Origin of the sequence: Corynebacterium sp. p3-SID1194 (genome assembly GCF_025144155.1) — a bacterium.
Classification (GTDB): Bacteria; Actinomycetota; Actinomycetes; order Mycobacteriales; family Mycobacteriaceae; genus Corynebacterium.
Genome location: NZ_JALXWY010000010.1, coordinates 1 through 17,684, shown reverse-complemented (window position 1 = coordinate 17,684; position 17,684 = coordinate 1). Strand labels below are relative to the sequence as shown.

The window sequence follows — 17,684 nt, the reverse complement described above, 5'->3', positions numbered from 1 at the left end:
TCGAGGTGAATTTATCGGTTTATCGGTTGCGCTATGATGACCAGCATGGACAATCCTTTCCGCCCTACCTTCGGAGCCAGCCCCCTCGTCTGGGCAGGACGCACCACAGTGCTCACCGACTTCGACCGTGCAATATCCGGGGCTGTGGGAAACCCTGACCGCTCTATTGTGATCTCGGGGTCGCGTGGCATCGGAAAGACTGTGCTCCTCACGGAACTCGAAGACATTGCAGCGCAGCACGGCTGGGTTGTGCTGCGTGCCTCGGCTCGGGAACAGATCGCTGAATCACTCATGCAATCCGTGATCCCTGAAGCGATCCGCCGTCTGTCGCCTCCACCGCGGCGCCGCATTACCGGTGTTTCCGTGGCGGGCATCGGGTCGGTGAGAACCGATGTGGAGACCACTGACTCAGTTCCTAGACTCAGCACTCAGTTGCGCGAACTCATTTCGCATCTCCGCGGTACGGGCGTGCTCATCACCATCGATGAAGTGCAGGACGCCTCCCCCGAGGATCTCACCCAGGTAGCCGTTACGTACCAGGATCTAGTGCGGGACGATTTGCCTGTCGCCGTCGCAATGGCTGGTCTCACTCACGGAATCAACGCCCTGCTCGATCTTCCAGGGGCGACGTTTCTGCGGCGCGCCCGCCATTACGAGCTTGGGCCTCTCACGTTGGAAGATGCTCGCACGGCTCTTGCTGATACAGCTCGCGACGGCGGTAGGCCGTTCGAAGACGCCGAACGCGCGGCTCAGTTCAGCAAGGGCTACCCCTACCTCGTTCAGTTGCTGGGGTTCCTATCGTGGGAAGCTGCCGACGCCCTCGGCACGGACCGCATCGATGCCCACTCGGTGTCGGACGCAATTCCGCGCACCCTCGAACGACTGGGGGTTCACGTGCACCAACCAGCTTTGCGGGAGGTGCCCGCCCGACAGATGGAATACCTCCGGGCAATGGCGGCTATCGAGGCCGATACCGGCTCGAGCGACGTCTCAACGGCTGCACTCTCGGAGCACCTCGGCCGTCCCTCGACGGCGCTCTCCGATATTCGGGCCCGCCTCATCGAAAGGGATCTGATCACTCCCGCCGGATGGGGCCTCGTCGAATTTTCCCAGCCTTATCTCGGACAATATTTGCTGGACCGGGGACGGCCACAGCGAATAAACTGATGTTCTTCAGGTCGCTGCTCCCATTCTTCAGCAACGCGTGCGCACAGCCGAGTGGATAGCCTGGAGAGTATGAGTATCACTCGCGCACAGGAGATCCTCGCCAACGCGTCGCACATCGAGGTCTTCACCGGCGCCGGCATGAGCGCGGACAGCGGCATCGCCACGTACCGCGACGCGCAGACGGGCCTGTGGGAGAACGTGGACCCGCAGGACATGGCGTCGACTGACGCGTGGCACGACGATCCGGACACGATGTTCGCGTGGTATCTGTGGCGCGCGCGTCTCGCACAGCAGGCGGAGCCGAACGCGGGGCACATCGCCATCGCACGTTCGCCGAAGACGACGGTGACCACGCAGAATATCGACAATTTGCACGAAAGGGCGGGAAGCACGGAAGTCGTGCACCTGCACGGTTCGTTATTCGAATTCCGTTGTTCGCTTTGCGACGAACCGTACCCCCACCCCATCTCCTTCCCCGAGCAGCCAGTCGCTGAGATCACCCCGCCGGCATGCCCCATGTGCAACGGAACGGTGCGACCGGGCGTGGTGTGGTTTGGGGAAGCTCTCCCCGAGGCCGAGTGGAAGGAAGCGGAGCGTCGGATGCAGACGGCGGACGCGGTGGTGATCGTCGGCACCTCAGGCGTGGTCTACCCCGCCGCCGGTCTGCCGCTGCTCGCGCACTCCCGCGAGATCCCGATCATTGAGGTCACCCCGCTGCGCACTGACCTGTCGCATTTGGCTGAAGTGGTCATTGAAGACACGGCGGCCAATGCGCTCCCGAAACTCTTTAGCTAGTTCCAGGCGCGCAGGACCGTGAAGGTCTTATCGCGGGCGACCTGCTCGACTGCGGCGAAACGTCGTTCCACCTCGCCGCGGTAGCGCAGGTGCGAATTGTGCACAAGGTAGAGGGAACCGCCGGGGGCGAGCAGGCGCACGGAGGCATCGAGAAGATGCTGCACCAACGTGGCGTCGACGGTGGTGCCGTCGTGGAATGGCGGGTTGAGGGCGATGGTGTCGAAGGAGGCGTCGGAAAGCTGGGAGCCCGCGTCATCCCACGTTGCGTCGAGGCCGATGGCGCGGGCAGACAGCACCGCATCAGCATCGGAGTCGGTCGCCTGGGCCTCAAGACCGCGGGTGACCGAGCCGTTGCCGCAGCCGAGATCCAGTAGACGGCCAGGCGCGTCGGGCAGGCAGGAGCGCAGTAGCTCACCGCCGCGGTCGGGCTTTGCGCCGGAGAAGACGCCGCCGACGGCGACGAGGCCGTCGCCGCGCGCGGGCGTATACGTGACGTCACGGGGACCGGAGGCGACCAGGCAACGGAATTTGCCACGACCGCGCGAGGCCGCGACTTCGGTGAAAGATTCTGCGAGCACCGCGTTCATCCCGCGCGAGAGGTGCTTGTTATTCGCGCCGAGCACCACGCGCACGTCATCGTAACCGGCACCGGCGATCGAGCGTGCCAGGTAGTCCAGGCGGGCCAACGACTTCGGCATCTCACCCAAGGCCACAGCTGAGCCTGACGCACCGGCCAGGAACTCGTCCAAGCGCACATCCCCGGCAATCTGAGCGCCGAGGGAAGCAGCCTGCTGGCTGCGCGCATAATCGGAATCCAAAAACACCACCGGTCCACCTGCGTCCAGAGCCGTGCGAGTGAGATCCAGGGACGGGTCGTGGCAGATGAGGGTGGTGGCGGTGGCGTCGATAAGCGCTTCGTCGACGATGAGTTTATCCAGCGTGCGCAAGGCCTGCGACCTCCCCGATGACGTAGACCGCGGGGTTGGTCACATTCTCGCACGCCATGGTCTCGGCGAGCGCTCCGAGCGTGGTGCGGAACTCACGCTGCCGGCCCGTCTCCCCATCCTGGATGACCGCGGCCGGCGTCGTGGCGGGCAGCACGCGCTGCAACGTCTCCGCGATCGCCGGGGCCTGGCGCACACCCATGATGACCACGATGGTGCCGCCCACCCGCGCGAGCGCCTCCCAATCAACGAGCGAACGCGGATCATCCGGTGCGAGATGCCCCGAAACGACGGTGAACGCGTGGGTGACCCCGCGCTGCGTGACTGGGACGCCGACCGCCGCGGGAACCGACACTGCGCTTGTCACGCCCGGCACGACCTCGCACGGCACGCCGGCAGAAGCGCACGACTGAAGCTCCTCGAAGCCGCGGCCGAACACGTACGGGTCCCCGCCCTTAAGCCGCACCACGCGCTTGCCGGTACGGGCATGCGCGACCATCAACTCGTTGATGCGTTCCTGCGCGACCTGCTTCGCGTACGGCAGCTTCGCCACATCGACGATCTCCTTGCCCGACGTGTCCAGGAACTCAGCAAGCTGATCCGTCGGCCCCAGGTGATCCGTGAGAATCACGTCCGCCGCTTCCAGCGCGCGCAAACCGCGTACCGTGATCAGGTCCCACGCGCCGGGGCCGCCTCCGACAAGAGTCACTCTTCCGTTCATGGCTTCTGAGTCTAGGGTGGTGCCCATGCCGGAACCGAAACTCGCCCACAGCTTCGCCGACGCGCTGCCGTCCATGGCATTCGAAGCGCGCGGCGCCGACTTCCCCGACCCGCAGCTTGTCGTGCTCAACGAGCCGCTCGCCGCATCGCTCGGTCTCGATATCGAATGGCTGCGCAGCGACGACGGCCTCCGCTGGCTCACGGGAGCACAGGGCGGACACGCCACAGCGTACGCAGGGCACCAGTTCGGCCAGTTCGTGCCATTGCTTGGCGACGGCCGCGCCCTCCTCCTCGGCGATCTTCCCTCCCCAGACGGACGAGTAGAGATTCAGCTCAAAGGCTCTGGGCCGACGCCGTTTTCAAAACCGGGCTCGGATGGCCGCGGTGCTCTCGGGCCGATGTTGCGGGAGTATCTTGTCAGCGAGTTCATGCACGCGGTCGGTGTTCCAACGACACGGTCGCTTGCGGTGTTGACCACCGGCGAGACCGTCCTGCGACATCATGGCCCGGTACCCGGCGGCGTAGTGGTCCGCGTGGCGACAAGCCACCTGCGCGTCGGCTCTGTGCAGTACGCGGCGACACAGTCTGCGGACCTGGTGGATTCCGTCGTGGCGGCCGCGGGGTTCAATACCCCGGAGGAGTTGTTGCGCACCGTCATGGAGCGCCAGTTAGATCTCATCGCGCAGTGGCTGCGCCTCGGCTTCGTCCACGGCGTGATGAACACCGACAACACTGCCCTATCCGGCCAGACGATCGACTACGGCCCCTGCGCCTTCACAGAACGCTTCCGCGTCGATGCATGCTTCTCCTCCATCGACGTTCAAAGGCGCTATGCCTTTGGCCATCAGCCCGACATCATCGCGTGGAACCTGTCGCACCTGGCCGAAGCCTTGCTTCCGGTCAGCGATATCGATGCCATGCAGGACATCCTCGCCGGTATGGAATCGACGTGGCATCACCTCTGGGCCGAGCACGTTCCCGATCCAGAGGCCCTGGCCCGAGCCGAAGACATCACGACGTATAACCGTAAGCACCACGAAGGACCGCTTTTCGTGCCCCGCAACCAGATGCTCGAGGCAGCCATCACCGCCGCGGAGCAAAAAGGCGATCTCGAGGCGTACCGCGAGCTGCTCGCCGCAGTCACCGACCCCTATAACGCAGAAGCAGGCCCGGCCTGGATGGCCGAGCCTGAGGACGATATCGCCTTTACGACGTTCTGCGGAACCTAATTAGCGGTCCAGCTTAAGCACGCGCTGCGTGTAGTCCCACTGCTGGTCGTACAGGTCGCGGTGGCGCTTCAGGGACTTGCCGTACGTCGGGATCATGTCGTACAGCTTCGGGCCCCATTCGATCATGCGCTCACCGAAGCAGCGCTCGAGCAGCTCGAGCATCGCAGCCGGAGCAATCGATGCGCCCGGGGATGCGCCGAGGATGCCGGCGATGGAGCCGTCCTGATCGTTGACCAGAGCGGTACCGAATTCCAGGGAGCCGAAGTGCGGCGGAGCAGCCGGCTTGATGATCTGGACACGCTGGCCCGCGATCACGGACTCCCAGTCCTTGCCGTCAGCGGACGGCATGTACTCGCGCAGGTCGTCGACACGGCTATCGAAGGACTTGAGGACTTCCTCGACGAGGTACTTGACCAGGTCGAAATTCGTTGCAGCCACACCCAGGTAGGACGGGATATTGTCCGGGCGGATCGACTTGAACAGGTCGAGGTACGAGCCTTCCTTCAGGAACTTCGGGGTCCAGCCGCCGAACGGGCCGAACAGCAGGGACTGCTTACCGTCGACGACGCGCAGATCCAGGTGCGGGACAGACATCGGCGGAGCGCCGACCTTGGCCTTGCCGTAGACCTTGGCCTGGTGCTGCTCAACAAGCTCCGGGTTGGTGGTGCGCAGCCATGCACCCGAGATCGGGAAGCCGGCGTAGCCGCGGACCTCCGGGACACCCGCAGAGCGCAGCAGATCAAGCGCGTAGCCGCCGGCGCCGACGAACACGAAACGTGCTCGCGTGACCTTGGTGTCACCCGTGTGCAGGTTCTTGACGGTGACGTGCCAGAACTTGCCCTTCTTCTTCAGGCTCTTGACCTCGTGACCGTAGCGGATCTCGGTGCCGGCCTTCTTGGCGTGTTCGAAGAACTGGGTGGACAGTGCGCCGTAGTTGACGTCGGTGCCTTCATCCGTCCAGGAAATCGCCACGCGCTCACGGTCGAAGTCGCGATTGCGCGCCATCAGCGGCAGCTTCTCGGCGAATTCGTCGCGGTCGGCGGTGAACTTCATGTCCGGGAACATGTAGTTGTCGGACAGAGCGTCGTAGCGGCGGCGCAGGTAATCGATCTGATCGTCGCCCTGAGCGAACGAGACGTGCGGGACCGGGTTGATGAACTCTGTCGGGTCCGTCAGCACGCCTTCTTCGATCTGCTGGGACCAGAACTGGCGGGAGACCTGGAATTTCTCGTTGATGTTCTGCGCCTTGGAGACGTCGATGCGACCGTTCTTCTCCGGGGTGTAGTTCAGCTCGCAGAGTGCGGAGTGGCCAGTACCTGCGTTATTCCACGGGAAGGAGGATTCTTGCGCGGGTCCGTCGAGGCGCTCGTAGACCAACTGCGTCCAGTCCGGCTCGAGCTGGCGAATCATGGCACCGAGGGTGGCGCTCATAATGCCGGCGCCGATCAGGAGAACGTCAACCTCGTCTCCGTTCCTCGTGCTAGCTGCTTCCTGCGAATACGATGTTGACACTTTCAATGACCTCTTCGATCCGATAATCGTCTAGTGCTGATGAAGCTTACTCTAATCATTCCACGCTATTTCTCGTGGCCAGTAAACACCTAAAAACGGCGGGAACTCACCCCCGAAAACCACAAACGGTGCTTCGCGGCCCCGCAGATCACCGAACATGGCCCACCCCCTGAATCCGAACCTAAGATGAGGGCCATGAATCACGAAGCCCCGAAAATCGACTCTCTGGACTGGTCCGCCGATGAACTCGGCGACAATTATCAACACGTAACTCTCCACCTCGGCGCGGACCCGGAGGGCGAAGGAGACAACGTCGCGGTGCTGGTGAAAGCACGCGAGCCCCAAACAGACAAGCCCGCGCTGCTGTGGGTGCACGGCATGTCCGACTACTTTTTCCAGACGCACGTCGCGGACCATTTCACGGAACAGGGCTACCCGTTCTACGCGATCGATCTGCACAAGTGCGGCCGCGCGCACTGTGACGGCCAGCGCTGGCACCACACCAACGACATGGCCACCTATTTCGACGAGCTCACCGAAGCAACGAAGCTCATCGCGGAAAAGCACGGCGGAGTCATTCCGCTCGCGCACTCGACGGGCGGACTCATCGTGCCCCTGTGGCTGGATCACCTCCGTCGCACGGACAAAGACACCCACGCACTCGTCAACGGAATGATCCTCAATAGCCCGTGGGTGGACATGCAGGTGCCGGGGTGGCAGTTGAGGGTGCTGCGCCCCGTCGTCAAGCTTGGTGCGAAACTCGCGCCGAACCTGAAATTGCCGATTTCGGGCGAGACGACGTACGGCGACTCCATATATAAGGAGCGCAACGGTTCGTGGGACTTCGACACCGAGAAAAAGCGACTCGGCGGCCACGACAAATACATGGGATGGCTCGGCGCTGTCCTGCGCGGTCAAGAACAGCTCCACAATGACACGGACGCTGGCGTGCCCACGCTCACGATGTGCTCGACCCACTCGTATTTGGGCAAGCCGTACTCCCCCGCCGCGGACAACGCCGACACCGTCCTCGACGTCGCGCAAATCCAACGCTGGGCGCCGAAGCTGACCACGGCCGCGCACGAGACCCGGCCGATTCCGGGCGCGCTTCACGACGTCTTCCTGTCCCAGCCGCACCCACGCCAGCTCGCCTTCAACGCCGCCGACACGTGGCTCGCTGAGCTCGACAACCAGGAGAATTAACCATGCACTTCGACTACATCATCATCGGCTCCGGCTCCGGCAACTCGTTCCCCACCCCGGAATTCGACGACGCTTCCATTGCCATCATCGATAAGGCCCCGCGGTTTGGCGGCACGTGCCTCAACAACGGGTGCATCCCGACCAAGATGTACGTCGTCGCCGCAGACACTGCACGCGCGGCCGCAAATTCCGAGCGCCTAGGCATCCACACGACATTCGAGGGCGCCGACTGGCCCGCGATCGTCGACCGCGTCTTCTCCCGCCGCATCGACCTCATCTCGCGCGGGGGCGAAGAGTACCGGCGCGGCGACGAGTGCCCCAACATCACGCTTTTCGACGGTCACGCCCAGTTCACCGGCCCCAAAACCCTCTCAACGACTCTTGACGGTAAGGATGTGGAGATCACCGGCGACACCATCGTCATCGCCGCCGGCTCCCGGCCATTCATTCCGCCCGTCATCGCCGATTCCGGCGTCCCGTACCTCACCAACGAGGACGTCATGCGCCTGCCGGAACAGCCAGAATCCATCACGATTCTCGGCGGCGGCTTCATCGCCATGGAATTCGCCCACATCTTCCAATCGTTGGGCACCCACGTGCGCATCGTGAACCGCTCGCCCCTCATGCGCCACCTCGACGACGACATCCACGACCGCTTCAACGCGCTCGCCGCACCCCGCTACGAAACGCACATCGGGCGCACTGTTTCCAGCGCCAACCACGACGACAACAGCGTCACGCTCACGCTTGACGACGGCACCGCCATCACCTCCTCCGCCCTCCTCGTCGCCACCGGGCGCATCCCCAATGGCGACCAAATGAACCTGTCAGCCGGGGGCGTGGAGATGGATGAGCGGGGACGGGTGGTCGTCGATAAGCATGGCCGCACGACTGCCGACGGTGTCTGGGCGCTGGGCGATGTTTCTTCTCCCCACATGCTCAAGCACGTCGCCAACGCCGAGCTGCGCGCCGTGCGCCACAACATTCTCAACCCCCAAGACATGGTGCCGATGCCCCATGAGCACGTCCCCTCCGCCGTGTTCACCTACCCCCAGCTCGCAACAGTCGGCATGACCGAAGCTGAAGCACGCGACGCCGGCTTTGATGTGACCACCAAGATCCAGAACTACGGCGATGTCGCATACGGATGGGCCCTCGAGGACCAGGACAGCGTGGTCAAACTCGTCGCCGACAAACAGACCGGCCGACTCCTCGGTGCTCACTACATGGGCCCGCAGGCATCCACCCTGATCCAGCAGCTCATCACCGTCATGGCATTCGACCTCGACCTCCGCGACGTCGCGCGCAAGCAGTACTGGATCCACCCTGCTCTAGCCGAAGTCACCGAGAACGCGATCCTCGGCCTCGACCTCGAATTTCCCGCAGTGTGACACAAAACACAGTTTCTGTTGTAACGAAGTTCTCCCAGCTGACAATAACCAGATAGCAGACCTCGTTCCCAGGTTCCCGGCAGATAATTCTTTTCCCTTGAGGAAAGGTTGCCGGAAACTGGAAATCAGGATGAGGTGCGCTAGACTATCCCCCCGAAAGCGAACGGTGATTATCCATGAAGCGCCGTTCACCGAACCAAACTATTTGAAAAGGAACAGTGAATATGCGCAACTTCCGCAACGCAGCCATCGCTGGCGCCACCGCCCTGGCGTTGACCTTCGGTGGCACTGCCGTCGCAGGTGCTGAGGAGACGGTTGGCAACGAGTCCGCAAGCGAGCAGCACCAGGGTGGCGACAAGCCGCGCAGCTCCTCCACCCGCATTTTTGAGAGCATCGGTGGCGACCACAGCGACTCGGACACCTACATGGTCAACGGCCGCGACCTGTTCGGCTCCTCCAAGAATTGGGATGAAGTCGGCACCCCGGCAAAGGTTCTCTACGGACTCACCGTCGCCCTCGGCGCTGTTGCAGCATTCGGCGTCATTCTCGCACCGCTCGACAACTTCATTAAATACGGCCCGTTCGCCCAGTAATTGCGAAACTAAGCCGGTAACCTTCAAACAGCAAAGTAAGGAAACATCATGCGCAAGTTCCGCAACGCAGCTCTCGCTGCAGTCACCGCCTCCGCCGTTGCTTTCGGCGGCACCGCAGTCGCTACCGCTGCTCCGCAGCCGGACGAGTCCCGTGGATCTTTCACCTCCGGCTCGAGCCAGGACGGCGATACCCCGATCAAGGATCTGATCGGTAAGATCGGCGAGAAGCCCGGCCTCGAGGCCGTTGGTGACGCCACCGACGCTGACACGGATGCCGACGTTCGCGACGTTTGGGGCAAGGAAACCTACAAGGAAGATGAGAACACTCCGCAGTGGGCCCGCCTCTGGAGCGATGGCATCGACTGGTTCGCCCTCGCCACCATCATCGGTGGCGTCATCGGTGCTGCCAACTGGGCTCTTTACAACGGCTACCTGCCGCAGATTGACTGGAAGACCATGACCCTCAAGTAAGGGACACGGTTTTCAACCGAAAAGACCGCCTTCGGGCGGTCTTTTTTATTGCGTTCTTTAGCGCTACCCCCGCTTCCACCCCCGCGGCTGCGCACTTCAGTAGACATGCTCTTTCGCAGCGCCCTTGGCTGTGTCTAGGTTGAAAACCATGAACCAATTCACCGCGATGCTTGGAGCGCTGAAGGCCCCGCTCGACTTCCTGGAGCACTTCGATGCCCAGGAAGCTCTCGACGCGGGGCTCGACCGGTCGACGGTGAAACAATGGGAAACCATTCACAACGTGTACCTGGCTCCGACGAAGTGGGCGCGCCAGCAACGGCATGCCGCGCACGCCGCTCGGTCGGCGGAGTTCACGGCGGACAAGCTCTGGGCCATTGAATCGCGCATCAAACACATCACCGACGAACGCGAAAAATGGCAGCTGCGGCTAAAACTGTTGGGCATCCGGGGCCGCTGCGACGCTCTGAAGCGAAAGGCAGCGGAAATCGTCCCCGAGAAGGAGAAGCCGAAGCCTAAGAAGACGATGGGCTTCGGTAAAACCCGCGATGGCATGCGTCCACTCACCGCGATGGGCACCGAGAAGGACATGGCGGCGCTGGAATACGCGTTGCGGAAGCGTATCTCGTCGGACGGTCCGGCGGGCCCGCAGATGCTCGAGACGCTCATGGCCATGCTGGGGTTGCGGCCCGACGCCGAGACGGAAACGACAACGCCCGCCGCGCCGGCTGTGCCGCGGCCGCTGGTGCTGATCCCGCTGCCGGACTACCTCAACATCATCAACGGCGATGGCGACGAGACCATCCTCGGTCTCAGCGACGGCACGACGATCACGGGGGCGGACTACCTGGCCAAGTATCACGGCACCGACCTCGAGGTAGCCATGTTCCACCCGCAGGAAGGTGCCGTGAATCTGTACCGCACGAGCCGTTTCGCTAACAAGAAACAGCGCGATCTCGCCCGAGCAAGCTTATCGACGTGTCCTGTCCCCGACTGCCGCCATGCCTCCGATAACTGCGAAGTCCACCACATCACGGCGTGGTCGCGCGGCGGTCAGACGAATATGTCGAATCTGGCGCCGCTGTGCAGGTACCACAACCGCACTAACGACGATGATCCGAAGAATCGTCACCGCGGCAAGGTCGTGAATATCAGGGGCAGACCTGTCTGGCGGTCCCCGCGGGGATTCACGGTGGACAATAAAGTCCACCCGTTCGGCGCGATGAGTCTTCTATTCGGAAACTAGCGCTGGGAATCCGGGATCGTGAGGATCTCGTTGCCGTCGTCGGTGATGACGATGGTGTGCTCGAACTGGGCGGTGTATTCGCCGTCGCGGTTTTGGACGGTCCAGCCGTCGTCCCAGATGTCGTAGTCGAGGGACCCGATATTGATCATCGGCTCGACGGTGAGCGTCATACCGGGCTCGAGGACGTCGGTGTAGGCGTCGGAATCATAGTGCAGGACGACGAGCCCGTTGTGGAAGGTCGTTCCCACGCCGTGACCGGTGAAGTCGGTGACGACGTTGTACCCGAAGCGCTTCGCGTACGACTCGATCACGCGGCCGATCACGTTGATTTGGCGGCCGGGCTTGGCAGCGCGGATGCCGCGCATGGTCGCTTCCTTAGTGCGCTCAACAAGCAGGCGGTTCTCTTCTGCGACGTCGCCGGCGAGGAAGGTCGCGTTGGTGTCGCCGTGGACGCCGTTCTTGTAGGCGGTGACGTCGATATTGCAGATATCGCCGTCCTGGATGACGGTGGTGTCGGGGATGCCGTGGCAGACGATCTCGTTGAGAGAGGTGCAGCAGGACTTCTCAAACCCACGGTATCCGAGCGTCGACGGGTAGGCGCCGTGGTCGAGCATGTACTCGTGGGCGATGCGATCGATCTCGTCGGTGGTCACGCCGGGGGCGACAGCGGCGCCGGCAGCCTCAAGAGCATTCGCAGCAATCCGGGACGCCTCACGCATCTTCTCGATGGTCTCCGCCGTCTGAATCAGCGGCTCACCGATATTCTCCTGGACCTCGTCCTTCCACGCGTATTCGGGGCGCTCGATGCTATCGGGCACGGTGCGAATCGGAGTGGGCTTACCGGGGGTCAGTTTTCCGCGAGTGTTCATGCGGACCATGCTAGTCCCCGGTTCCGGGCTATTGCTTCGGGGCACCGGCCTCGTCGATATTCCGCAGCATTGTGTCGGTGACGGCAACAGCAGCCTCGGATCCCCCGCCGAGGACGATGAGGGTGGCGAATGCGATGTCATCATCGCGGTAGCCGGTGAACCACGAATGGGAACCTCCGTTGATCTCCGCTTCACCGGTCTTGCCGCGGATGTCGCCGCCAGCGCCGAAGCCGGAGGCGGTACCGCCGGGACTGGTGACGGCTTTCATCATGCCGCGCAGCTCCTCGATCGCGTGGGGGTTGGGAGCGGGAAGTTCTTCGCTGGGCTTCGTCTCGCGTCCGGAGATGAGATACGGCATCGGGGTGGATCCGTTCGCGGCGGTTGCCGACACCAGCGCCATCCCAAAGGGGCTCGCCAAGTCGAGGCCCTGGCCGTAGCCTGCTTCGGTGCGGTCAAGGGGTTCTTCCCCGTCGGGAATGGATCCGGTCAAAGAGTCGAGGCCGGCGATCTCGTAGTCGACGCCGAGGCCGAATTGCTTGCCCACGTCCTTCAATTCACCCGGGGCGAGTTTCGTCGAGATGTCGGCGAAGGTGGTGTTGCACGACCGCGCGAAAGCGGTTTCGAGCGGGACGCTTCCCATGCCGAAGCCCGCGTAGTTGGTCACGGTTCGGCCGTAGATATCCATGGTTCCAGGGCACGGCACGATCGCTTCAGAAGAAAGGCCTTGCTTATCGACGCCCGCGAACGCCGTCAAAATCTTGAACGTCGACCCCGGCGGGTACTGCCCCATCATGGCTGTGTTGCCGTCTTCATCCGCGGCTTTGGTCTGGGCGACTGCGAGAATCTCGCCACTAGAAGGCCGGATTGCCACGATCATGGCTTTCTGCCCGTTGATGGGCTCGAGGGCCTTCTCAGCAGCGGTCTGCACCTTATGGGAGAGACTGACGGTGATGGACGGCGACGGCGTCGCATCGTGGCGCTCGATGTCTTCGAGCTCGTTGCCGTTCTCGTTGACGATGGCGACCTTCCATCCGGCATCGCCTTCAAGATCAGTGCGGACTTCCTCGCCGATGCGCGCCATGATGTCGGGCGCGAAGTGCGGATCGTCAGCGACCATGGACGCTTCCTCGTTGAGGCGCACGCCCTTCAATCCCCCGACGGCTCCTTCGACGGATTCGCGTGCTCCTTGGGGAATCATGGCGACGGAGAAGACGCCGGTGGCGTCGTCAAGCTGTTTTTCTAGCTCTCCCGCATCACGCATCGGCACCGACGGATCCTGCTCGTGCGCGGCACCGAGCGCATTCGCAATCGATGCAGCTGTATTCGCCTTATCCCCCACCGCATTCGTGTCCACGAGCAGACGGTACGCAACCCCCGGGCTCAGCAGCGCCACACCGTCCGACGACACGACGCTCGCCTGATCCGCCGGCACCGTCCGCAACTCCAGATGCTGGTTCGCGCCCAACCGCGGGTGCAGAATCGACGGCTGCCACCGCACCGTCCAATCCTCGTTCTGCTGTGTCAAGGTCATCGACGCGTCGTAACGCACATGGCGGTCGCGCGGCAGCGCCCAGTCCAGCGTGTAGTGCGCGGTGGCCAGGTTTTCCTGCTGGTCGACCGAATTCAGAGTCGCCGTGACCGCTTCTGCCTGCATGCCGCCGATGGAAGAAGACAGGGAATCGGAGGCGGTGGCGGGGTCGTCGATAAGCGTGCTGATGTGCTCGTAATCGAAGCGCGCCAACGCGTCCAAGAATTCCTCCGCGACGGGCTCCGCGGGATTCGGTTTCGGCGTGCACGCCACCGCGCCCAACGCGACCGCGACGACCATGAGCAGCACCGAAAGCCTGGATTTCATGGCCGTAAAAATAGCAGCGCCGACATGCTTATCGACGCTGCCACTCTCAGAACCCGCCCGTTCTACTTTGTAACCTTGACCTCCGCGCGAGCACCCTCGATCTCCTCGAGGCCTTCCTCTTCCGCGATGCGCTCTGCGTGCGCGATGAGCGTCTCCACAATCTTCGACTCCGGGACGGTCTCCACGACCTCGCCCTTGACGAAGATCTGGCCCTTGCCGTTGCCCGACGCCACACCGAGGTCTGCGTCGCGCGCCTCACCCGGGCCGTTGACGACGCAGCCCATCACCGCGACGCGAAGCGGGTACTCCATGCCCTCCAGGCCCGCGGTGACTTCCTCCGCGAGCTTGTACACGTCCACCTGTGCGCGACCGCACGACGGGCAGGAAACGATCTCCAGCTTGCGCGGACGCAAATTCAGCGACTGGAGGATCTGGTCGCCGACCTTGATCTCCTCCACCGGGTCCGCAGACAGGGACACGCGGATGGTGTCGCCAATGCCCTCAGCGAGCAGCGCGCCGAACGCGACCGACGACTTGATCGTGCCCATGAACTTCGGGCCCGCCTCCGTCACGCCGAGGTGCAGCGGGTAGTCCGTCTTCGCGGCGAGCTGGCGGTACGCCTCGACCATCAGCACCGGGTCGGAGTGCTTCACCGAGATCGCGATATCGCCGAAGCCGTGCTCCTCGAACAAGCCGGCCTCCCAGATCGCGGACTCGACGAGCGCCTCCGGCGTCGCCTTGCCGTACTTCTCCAGCAGGCGCTTATCCAGGGAGCCGCCGTTGACGCCGATGCGGATCGGGATGCCCGCGTCACCAGCTGCCTTCGCGACCTCCTTGACGCGACCGTCGAATTCCTTGATATTGCCCGGGTTGACGCGCACGGCAGCGCAGCCGGCGTCAATCGCGGCGAAAATGTACTTCGGCTGGAAGTGAATGTCCGCGATGACCGGGATCGGCGACTTCTTCGCGATCGCCGGCAGCGCCTCCGCATCCACCGTCTTCGGGCACGCCACGCGCACGATATCGCAGCCGGTCGCCGTCAACTGCGCGATCTGCTGCAAGGTGGCGTTGATGTCGTGCGTCTTCGTCGTCGTCATCGACTGCACGGAGATCGGGTGATCGGACCCGACCCCCACGTCACCGACGAACAGCTGGCGGGTTTTACGACGCGGGGCCAGCGTCGGCGGCGGCCCTTCCGGAATGCCCAAACCGATAGGTTGATTCATAGCCCCAAGATTAACACCGCACGCAAACCACGCGCGCTACCCGAACAATCGGACCGGGTTAGTCACGTCCGCGATGATCACGAGCACGCCCACCCCCAGCAGTAGCGCCGCCATGGCGTAGGTCAGCGGCATGAGCTTCTCGTAATTCACGGGTCCGCCCGGCGGTAGGCCGCGCAGCCGGCGGATCCGGTCCCGGACGGCTTCGTAGAGGACGACGGCGATGTGACCGCCGTCCAGAGGCGGAAGCGGAACGAGATTGAACAGCGCCAGGAAGAAGTTCAGGGAGGCCAGCAGCGAGAAGAAGATCGCCCACTGGTTGCGCTCCGCCAATTCGCCGCCCGCGCGGGATGCGCCGACGACGCTGATCGGGCCTTCGGTATCGCGCTCGCCACCGAAAATCGCGGAGACCACGCCCGGGATCTTGCCCGGAAACGCCGCCAATCCCTTGACGCTCGCCGAGATCATCTCCCCCGACAAACGCCCCGCCGCCGGCACTGCTTCGACCGGTCCGAAGCGCTTCATGGCGTCGGCAACCGGTGCGTTCCCCATGCCGATCGCACCCGCTGTGAACGGCTGGCCGTCAGCGCCGAAGCGGACGACTTCATCGAGCTCTACCGGGATGTCGAGGCTCTCCGTGCCACGCTCCACACCAAGGACAACGGTGTCGCCAGGACGGGCGAGAACGTAGTCGCGTAGCTGAACGAACGACTCCAGCTCCTCCCCGTCGACGGTGAGAATACGGTCGCCTGCGCGCACCCCAGCCGCGGCGGCAGGACCGTCACCGGTGCAGTCCGCGACGTTCGTCTCGTCGACCTGGTCGGAGGTGCAGGTCAGCTCGCCGACGGTCGGGGTGCGATCGGCGTACGGGTTTGGGATCCCAGAGCTCACGGCTAACAGGTAGATGACCATGAAGCCGAGCAGTAGGTTCATCACGATGCCGCCGCTCATCACCGCCACGCGCTGCCACCACGGCTTGCGGTACATGGCATGGGGCTCTTCCTCGGCGCTCAAATCGTCCATCGCGGTCATGCCGGCGATATCGCAGAACCCTCCGAAAGGGAGCGCCGCAATACCGTATTCAGTCTCGCCTTTTTTCGTGGACGCAAGCGTCGGGCCGAAGCCCAGGAAGAACCGCCGCACGCGCATTCCGAACGCCTTTGCGGTGAGCATATGCCCGGCCTCGTGCAGCGCGATCGACAAAGCGATGCACACGGCGAAGAGCACGATGCCTAATACAAATGCTCCCATGGGGGTGTGGCCTTCCTGGGGTTAGGAGGTGGCGTCGATAAGCGAATTGGCGCGCTGCCGGGCCTGGGTTTCGACGCCCACGATTTCGTCGAAGGAAGACGGTACCACTGCGTACGACGACGCCGAATCGAGCACCTCAGCCACGATGTCGACGATCTGCGGGAAGCGGATCCGCCCCGAGAGGAACGCCGCCGCGGCTTCCTCGTTGGCCGCGTTGTACACCGCCGGGTAGGTGCCGCGCGCCGCCGCGACCTCGCGTGCGAGACGCACCGCAGGAAACGCCGCCTCGTCGAGAGGCTCGAAGCGCCAGTCCATCGCGTCACGGAAGTCGAGCGCCGGTTGCGCGCCCGCGACGCGCCCAGGCCACGCGAGCGCGTGCGCGATCGGCATCTTCATCGACGGCGGCGAGGCTTGCGCAATCGTGGCGCCGTCGTTGAACGTCACCATCGAGTGCACGATCGACTGCGGGTGGACGACGACGTCGATGATGTCCGGGGAGATACCGAACAGCAGGGTTGCTTCGATGAGTTCGAGGCCTTTGTTGATCATCGTCGCGGAGTTCAGGGTGTTCATCTGGCCCATCGACCACGTCGGGTGCGCGGCGGCTTGCGCGGGGGTGACGCCCCACATTTGCTCGCGGGTCCAGCCGCGGAACGGCCCGCCGGACGCGGTGAGCACGTAGCGGTCGACGTCGTCTGCGCGTCCTGCCCGCAGGCATTGCGCCATCGCGGAGTGCTCGGAGTCGACGGGCACGATGTCGCCGCCTTTCGCGGTGACCAGGTCGCCGCCGGCAACGAGGGATTCCTTGTTCGCGAGTGCGAGCACCGCGCCGCGGTCGAGCGTTGCCAGCGTCGACGCGAGCCCCAGCGAGCCGACGAGCGCGTTGAGCACCACGTCCGCATCAATGTCGCGCACGAGCTCCTCGGCCGCGTGCTCGCCCGCGCGCACAGGCTCACCGAGAGCTTCCGCGACAACAGCAGACGCAGATTGCTTAGCGACGCCCACCTGATCCCCCTTCAGCCCCCACCTCTTCGCCTGGGCGATGACAGCCTGCGGGTCCGAACCCCCGGCAGCGATGCCGACGACCTCGAATTGCTCCGGCGCCGCGGCGATGACCTCCAACGCCTGCGTACCAATTGACCCAGTGGACCCCAAGATGAGAACTTTTCGCACCGCTCTATTCTCACACACACCGCACGGGCTTCTTGGCGGGGTCAA

Annotated in this window: 16 protein-coding genes; 8 read left to right on the top strand and 8 right to left on the bottom strand. The window is 63.7% G+C overall.

Going from position 1 to position 17,684, the window contains the following annotated elements:
• Positions 1-45 precede the first annotated feature (45 nt).
• Positions 46-1,167, top strand: a complete 1,122-nt coding sequence (locus tag M3G19_RS07735) for an AAA family ATPase (protein ID WP_259902039.1) — start codon at positions 46-48, stop codon at positions 1,165-1,167.
• A gap of 60 nt (positions 1,168-1,227) precedes the next feature.
• On the top strand, positions 1,228-1,962 hold the full coding sequence (locus tag M3G19_RS07730; protein ID WP_396121769.1) for an NAD-dependent deacylase: 735 nt from the start codon (positions 1,228-1,230) through the stop codon (positions 1,960-1,962).
• Here the strand turns inward: M3G19_RS07730 and M3G19_RS07725 are convergent.
• Both M3G19_RS07725 and cobA read right to left on the bottom strand, forming a co-directional pair.
• Positions 1,959-2,909, bottom strand: a complete 951-nt coding sequence (locus tag M3G19_RS07725; RefSeq protein WP_259902037.1) for a class I SAM-dependent methyltransferase — start codon at positions 2,907-2,909, stop codon at positions 1,959-1,961. The two genes, M3G19_RS07730 and M3G19_RS07725, sit on opposite strands and share 4 nt — an antisense overlap.
• Positions 2,893-3,627, bottom strand: a complete 735-nt coding sequence (cobA, locus tag M3G19_RS07720; RefSeq protein ID WP_259902036.1) for a uroporphyrinogen-III C-methyltransferase — start codon at positions 3,625-3,627, stop codon at positions 2,893-2,895. The genes M3G19_RS07725 and cobA overlap by 17 nt, the downstream gene beginning before the upstream one ends.
• A 25-nt stretch (positions 3,628-3,652) precedes the next feature.
• On the opposite strand from cobA, the gene M3G19_RS07715 reads away from it, so the two are divergent.
• The gene (locus M3G19_RS07715; RefSeq protein WP_396121768.1) at positions 3,653-4,855 is read left to right on the top strand and encodes a protein adenylyltransferase SelO family protein; all 1,203 of its coding nucleotides are present in this window, start codon (positions 3,653-3,655) and stop codon (positions 4,853-4,855) included.
• Here M3G19_RS07715 and mqo read toward each other — a convergent pair whose 3' ends face one another.
• Positions 4,856-6,367 carry a malate dehydrogenase (quinone) gene (mqo, locus tag M3G19_RS07710; RefSeq protein ID WP_259902034.1) on the bottom strand — a complete coding sequence of 504 codons (1,512 nt, stop codon included), beginning with the start codon at positions 6,365-6,367 and terminating at the stop codon, positions 4,856-4,858. It lies immediately after the preceding gene.
• Between the two features lie 195 nt (positions 6,368-6,562).
• Between mqo and M3G19_RS07705 the strand changes: the two genes are divergently transcribed.
• The 5 genes from M3G19_RS07705 (at position 6,563) to M3G19_RS07685 (ending at position 11,268) form a co-directional block, all read left to right on the top strand.
• Positions 6,563-7,570, top strand: a complete 1,008-nt coding sequence (locus tag M3G19_RS07705) for an alpha/beta hydrolase (protein WP_311198344.1) — start codon at positions 6,563-6,565, stop codon at positions 7,568-7,570.
• Between the two features lie 2 nt (positions 7,571-7,572).
• Positions 7,573-8,961, top strand: coding sequence for a mycothione reductase (gene mtr, locus M3G19_RS07700; RefSeq protein ID WP_259902032.1), 1,389 nt, complete (start codon positions 7,573-7,575; stop codon positions 8,959-8,961).
• Positions 8,962-9,185: 224 nt separating this feature from the next.
• Positions 9,186-9,554, top strand: coding sequence for a hypothetical protein (locus M3G19_RS07695; protein WP_259902031.1), 369 nt, complete (start codon positions 9,186-9,188; stop codon positions 9,552-9,554).
• 48 nt (positions 9,555-9,602) lie between these two features.
• Complete coding sequence (locus tag M3G19_RS07690) at positions 9,603-10,025, top strand: hypothetical protein (RefSeq protein WP_259902030.1); 423 nt, start codon at positions 9,603-9,605, stop codon at positions 10,023-10,025.
• A 148-nt stretch (positions 10,026-10,173) separates the two neighbouring features.
• Entirely contained in the window at positions 10,174-11,268 is a 1,095-nt protein-coding gene (locus M3G19_RS07685; protein WP_259902029.1) for an HNH endonuclease signature motif containing protein, read from the top strand.
• On the opposite strand, the gene map is transcribed toward M3G19_RS07685, so the two are convergent.
• The 5 genes from map to dxr form a co-directional block, all read right to left on the bottom strand.
• The gene (map, locus tag M3G19_RS07680; RefSeq protein WP_259902028.1) at positions 11,265-12,137 is read right to left on the bottom strand and encodes a type I methionyl aminopeptidase; all 873 of its coding nucleotides are present in this window, start codon (positions 12,135-12,137) and stop codon (positions 11,265-11,267) included. The two genes, M3G19_RS07685 and map, sit on opposite strands and share 4 nt — an antisense overlap.
• Positions 12,138-12,165: 28 nt before the next feature.
• Positions 12,166-13,992 (bottom strand): penicillin-binding transpeptidase domain-containing protein, encoded by a 1,827-nt coding sequence (locus M3G19_RS07675; protein ID WP_259902027.1) that lies wholly within the window; start codon positions 13,990-13,992, stop codon positions 12,166-12,168.
• A gap of 62 nt (positions 13,993-14,054) precedes the next feature.
• Entirely contained in the window at positions 14,055-15,218 is a 1,164-nt protein-coding gene (gene ispG, locus M3G19_RS07670; RefSeq protein ID WP_210571765.1) for a flavodoxin-dependent (E)-4-hydroxy-3-methylbut-2-enyl-diphosphate synthase, read from the bottom strand.
• A gap of 36 nt (positions 15,219-15,254) precedes the next feature.
• A complete protein-coding gene (locus M3G19_RS07665) occupies positions 15,255-16,466 on the bottom strand; it encodes an RIP metalloprotease (protein WP_259902026.1) in 1,212 nt (403 codons plus the stop codon).
• A 21-nt stretch (positions 16,467-16,487) separates the two neighbouring features.
• Positions 16,488-17,639 carry a 1-deoxy-D-xylulose-5-phosphate reductoisomerase gene (gene dxr / locus M3G19_RS07660; RefSeq protein ID WP_259902025.1) on the bottom strand — a complete coding sequence of 384 codons (1,152 nt, stop codon included), beginning with the start codon at positions 17,637-17,639 and terminating at the stop codon, positions 16,488-16,490.
• Between the last annotated feature and the right edge of the window lie 45 nt (positions 17,640-17,684).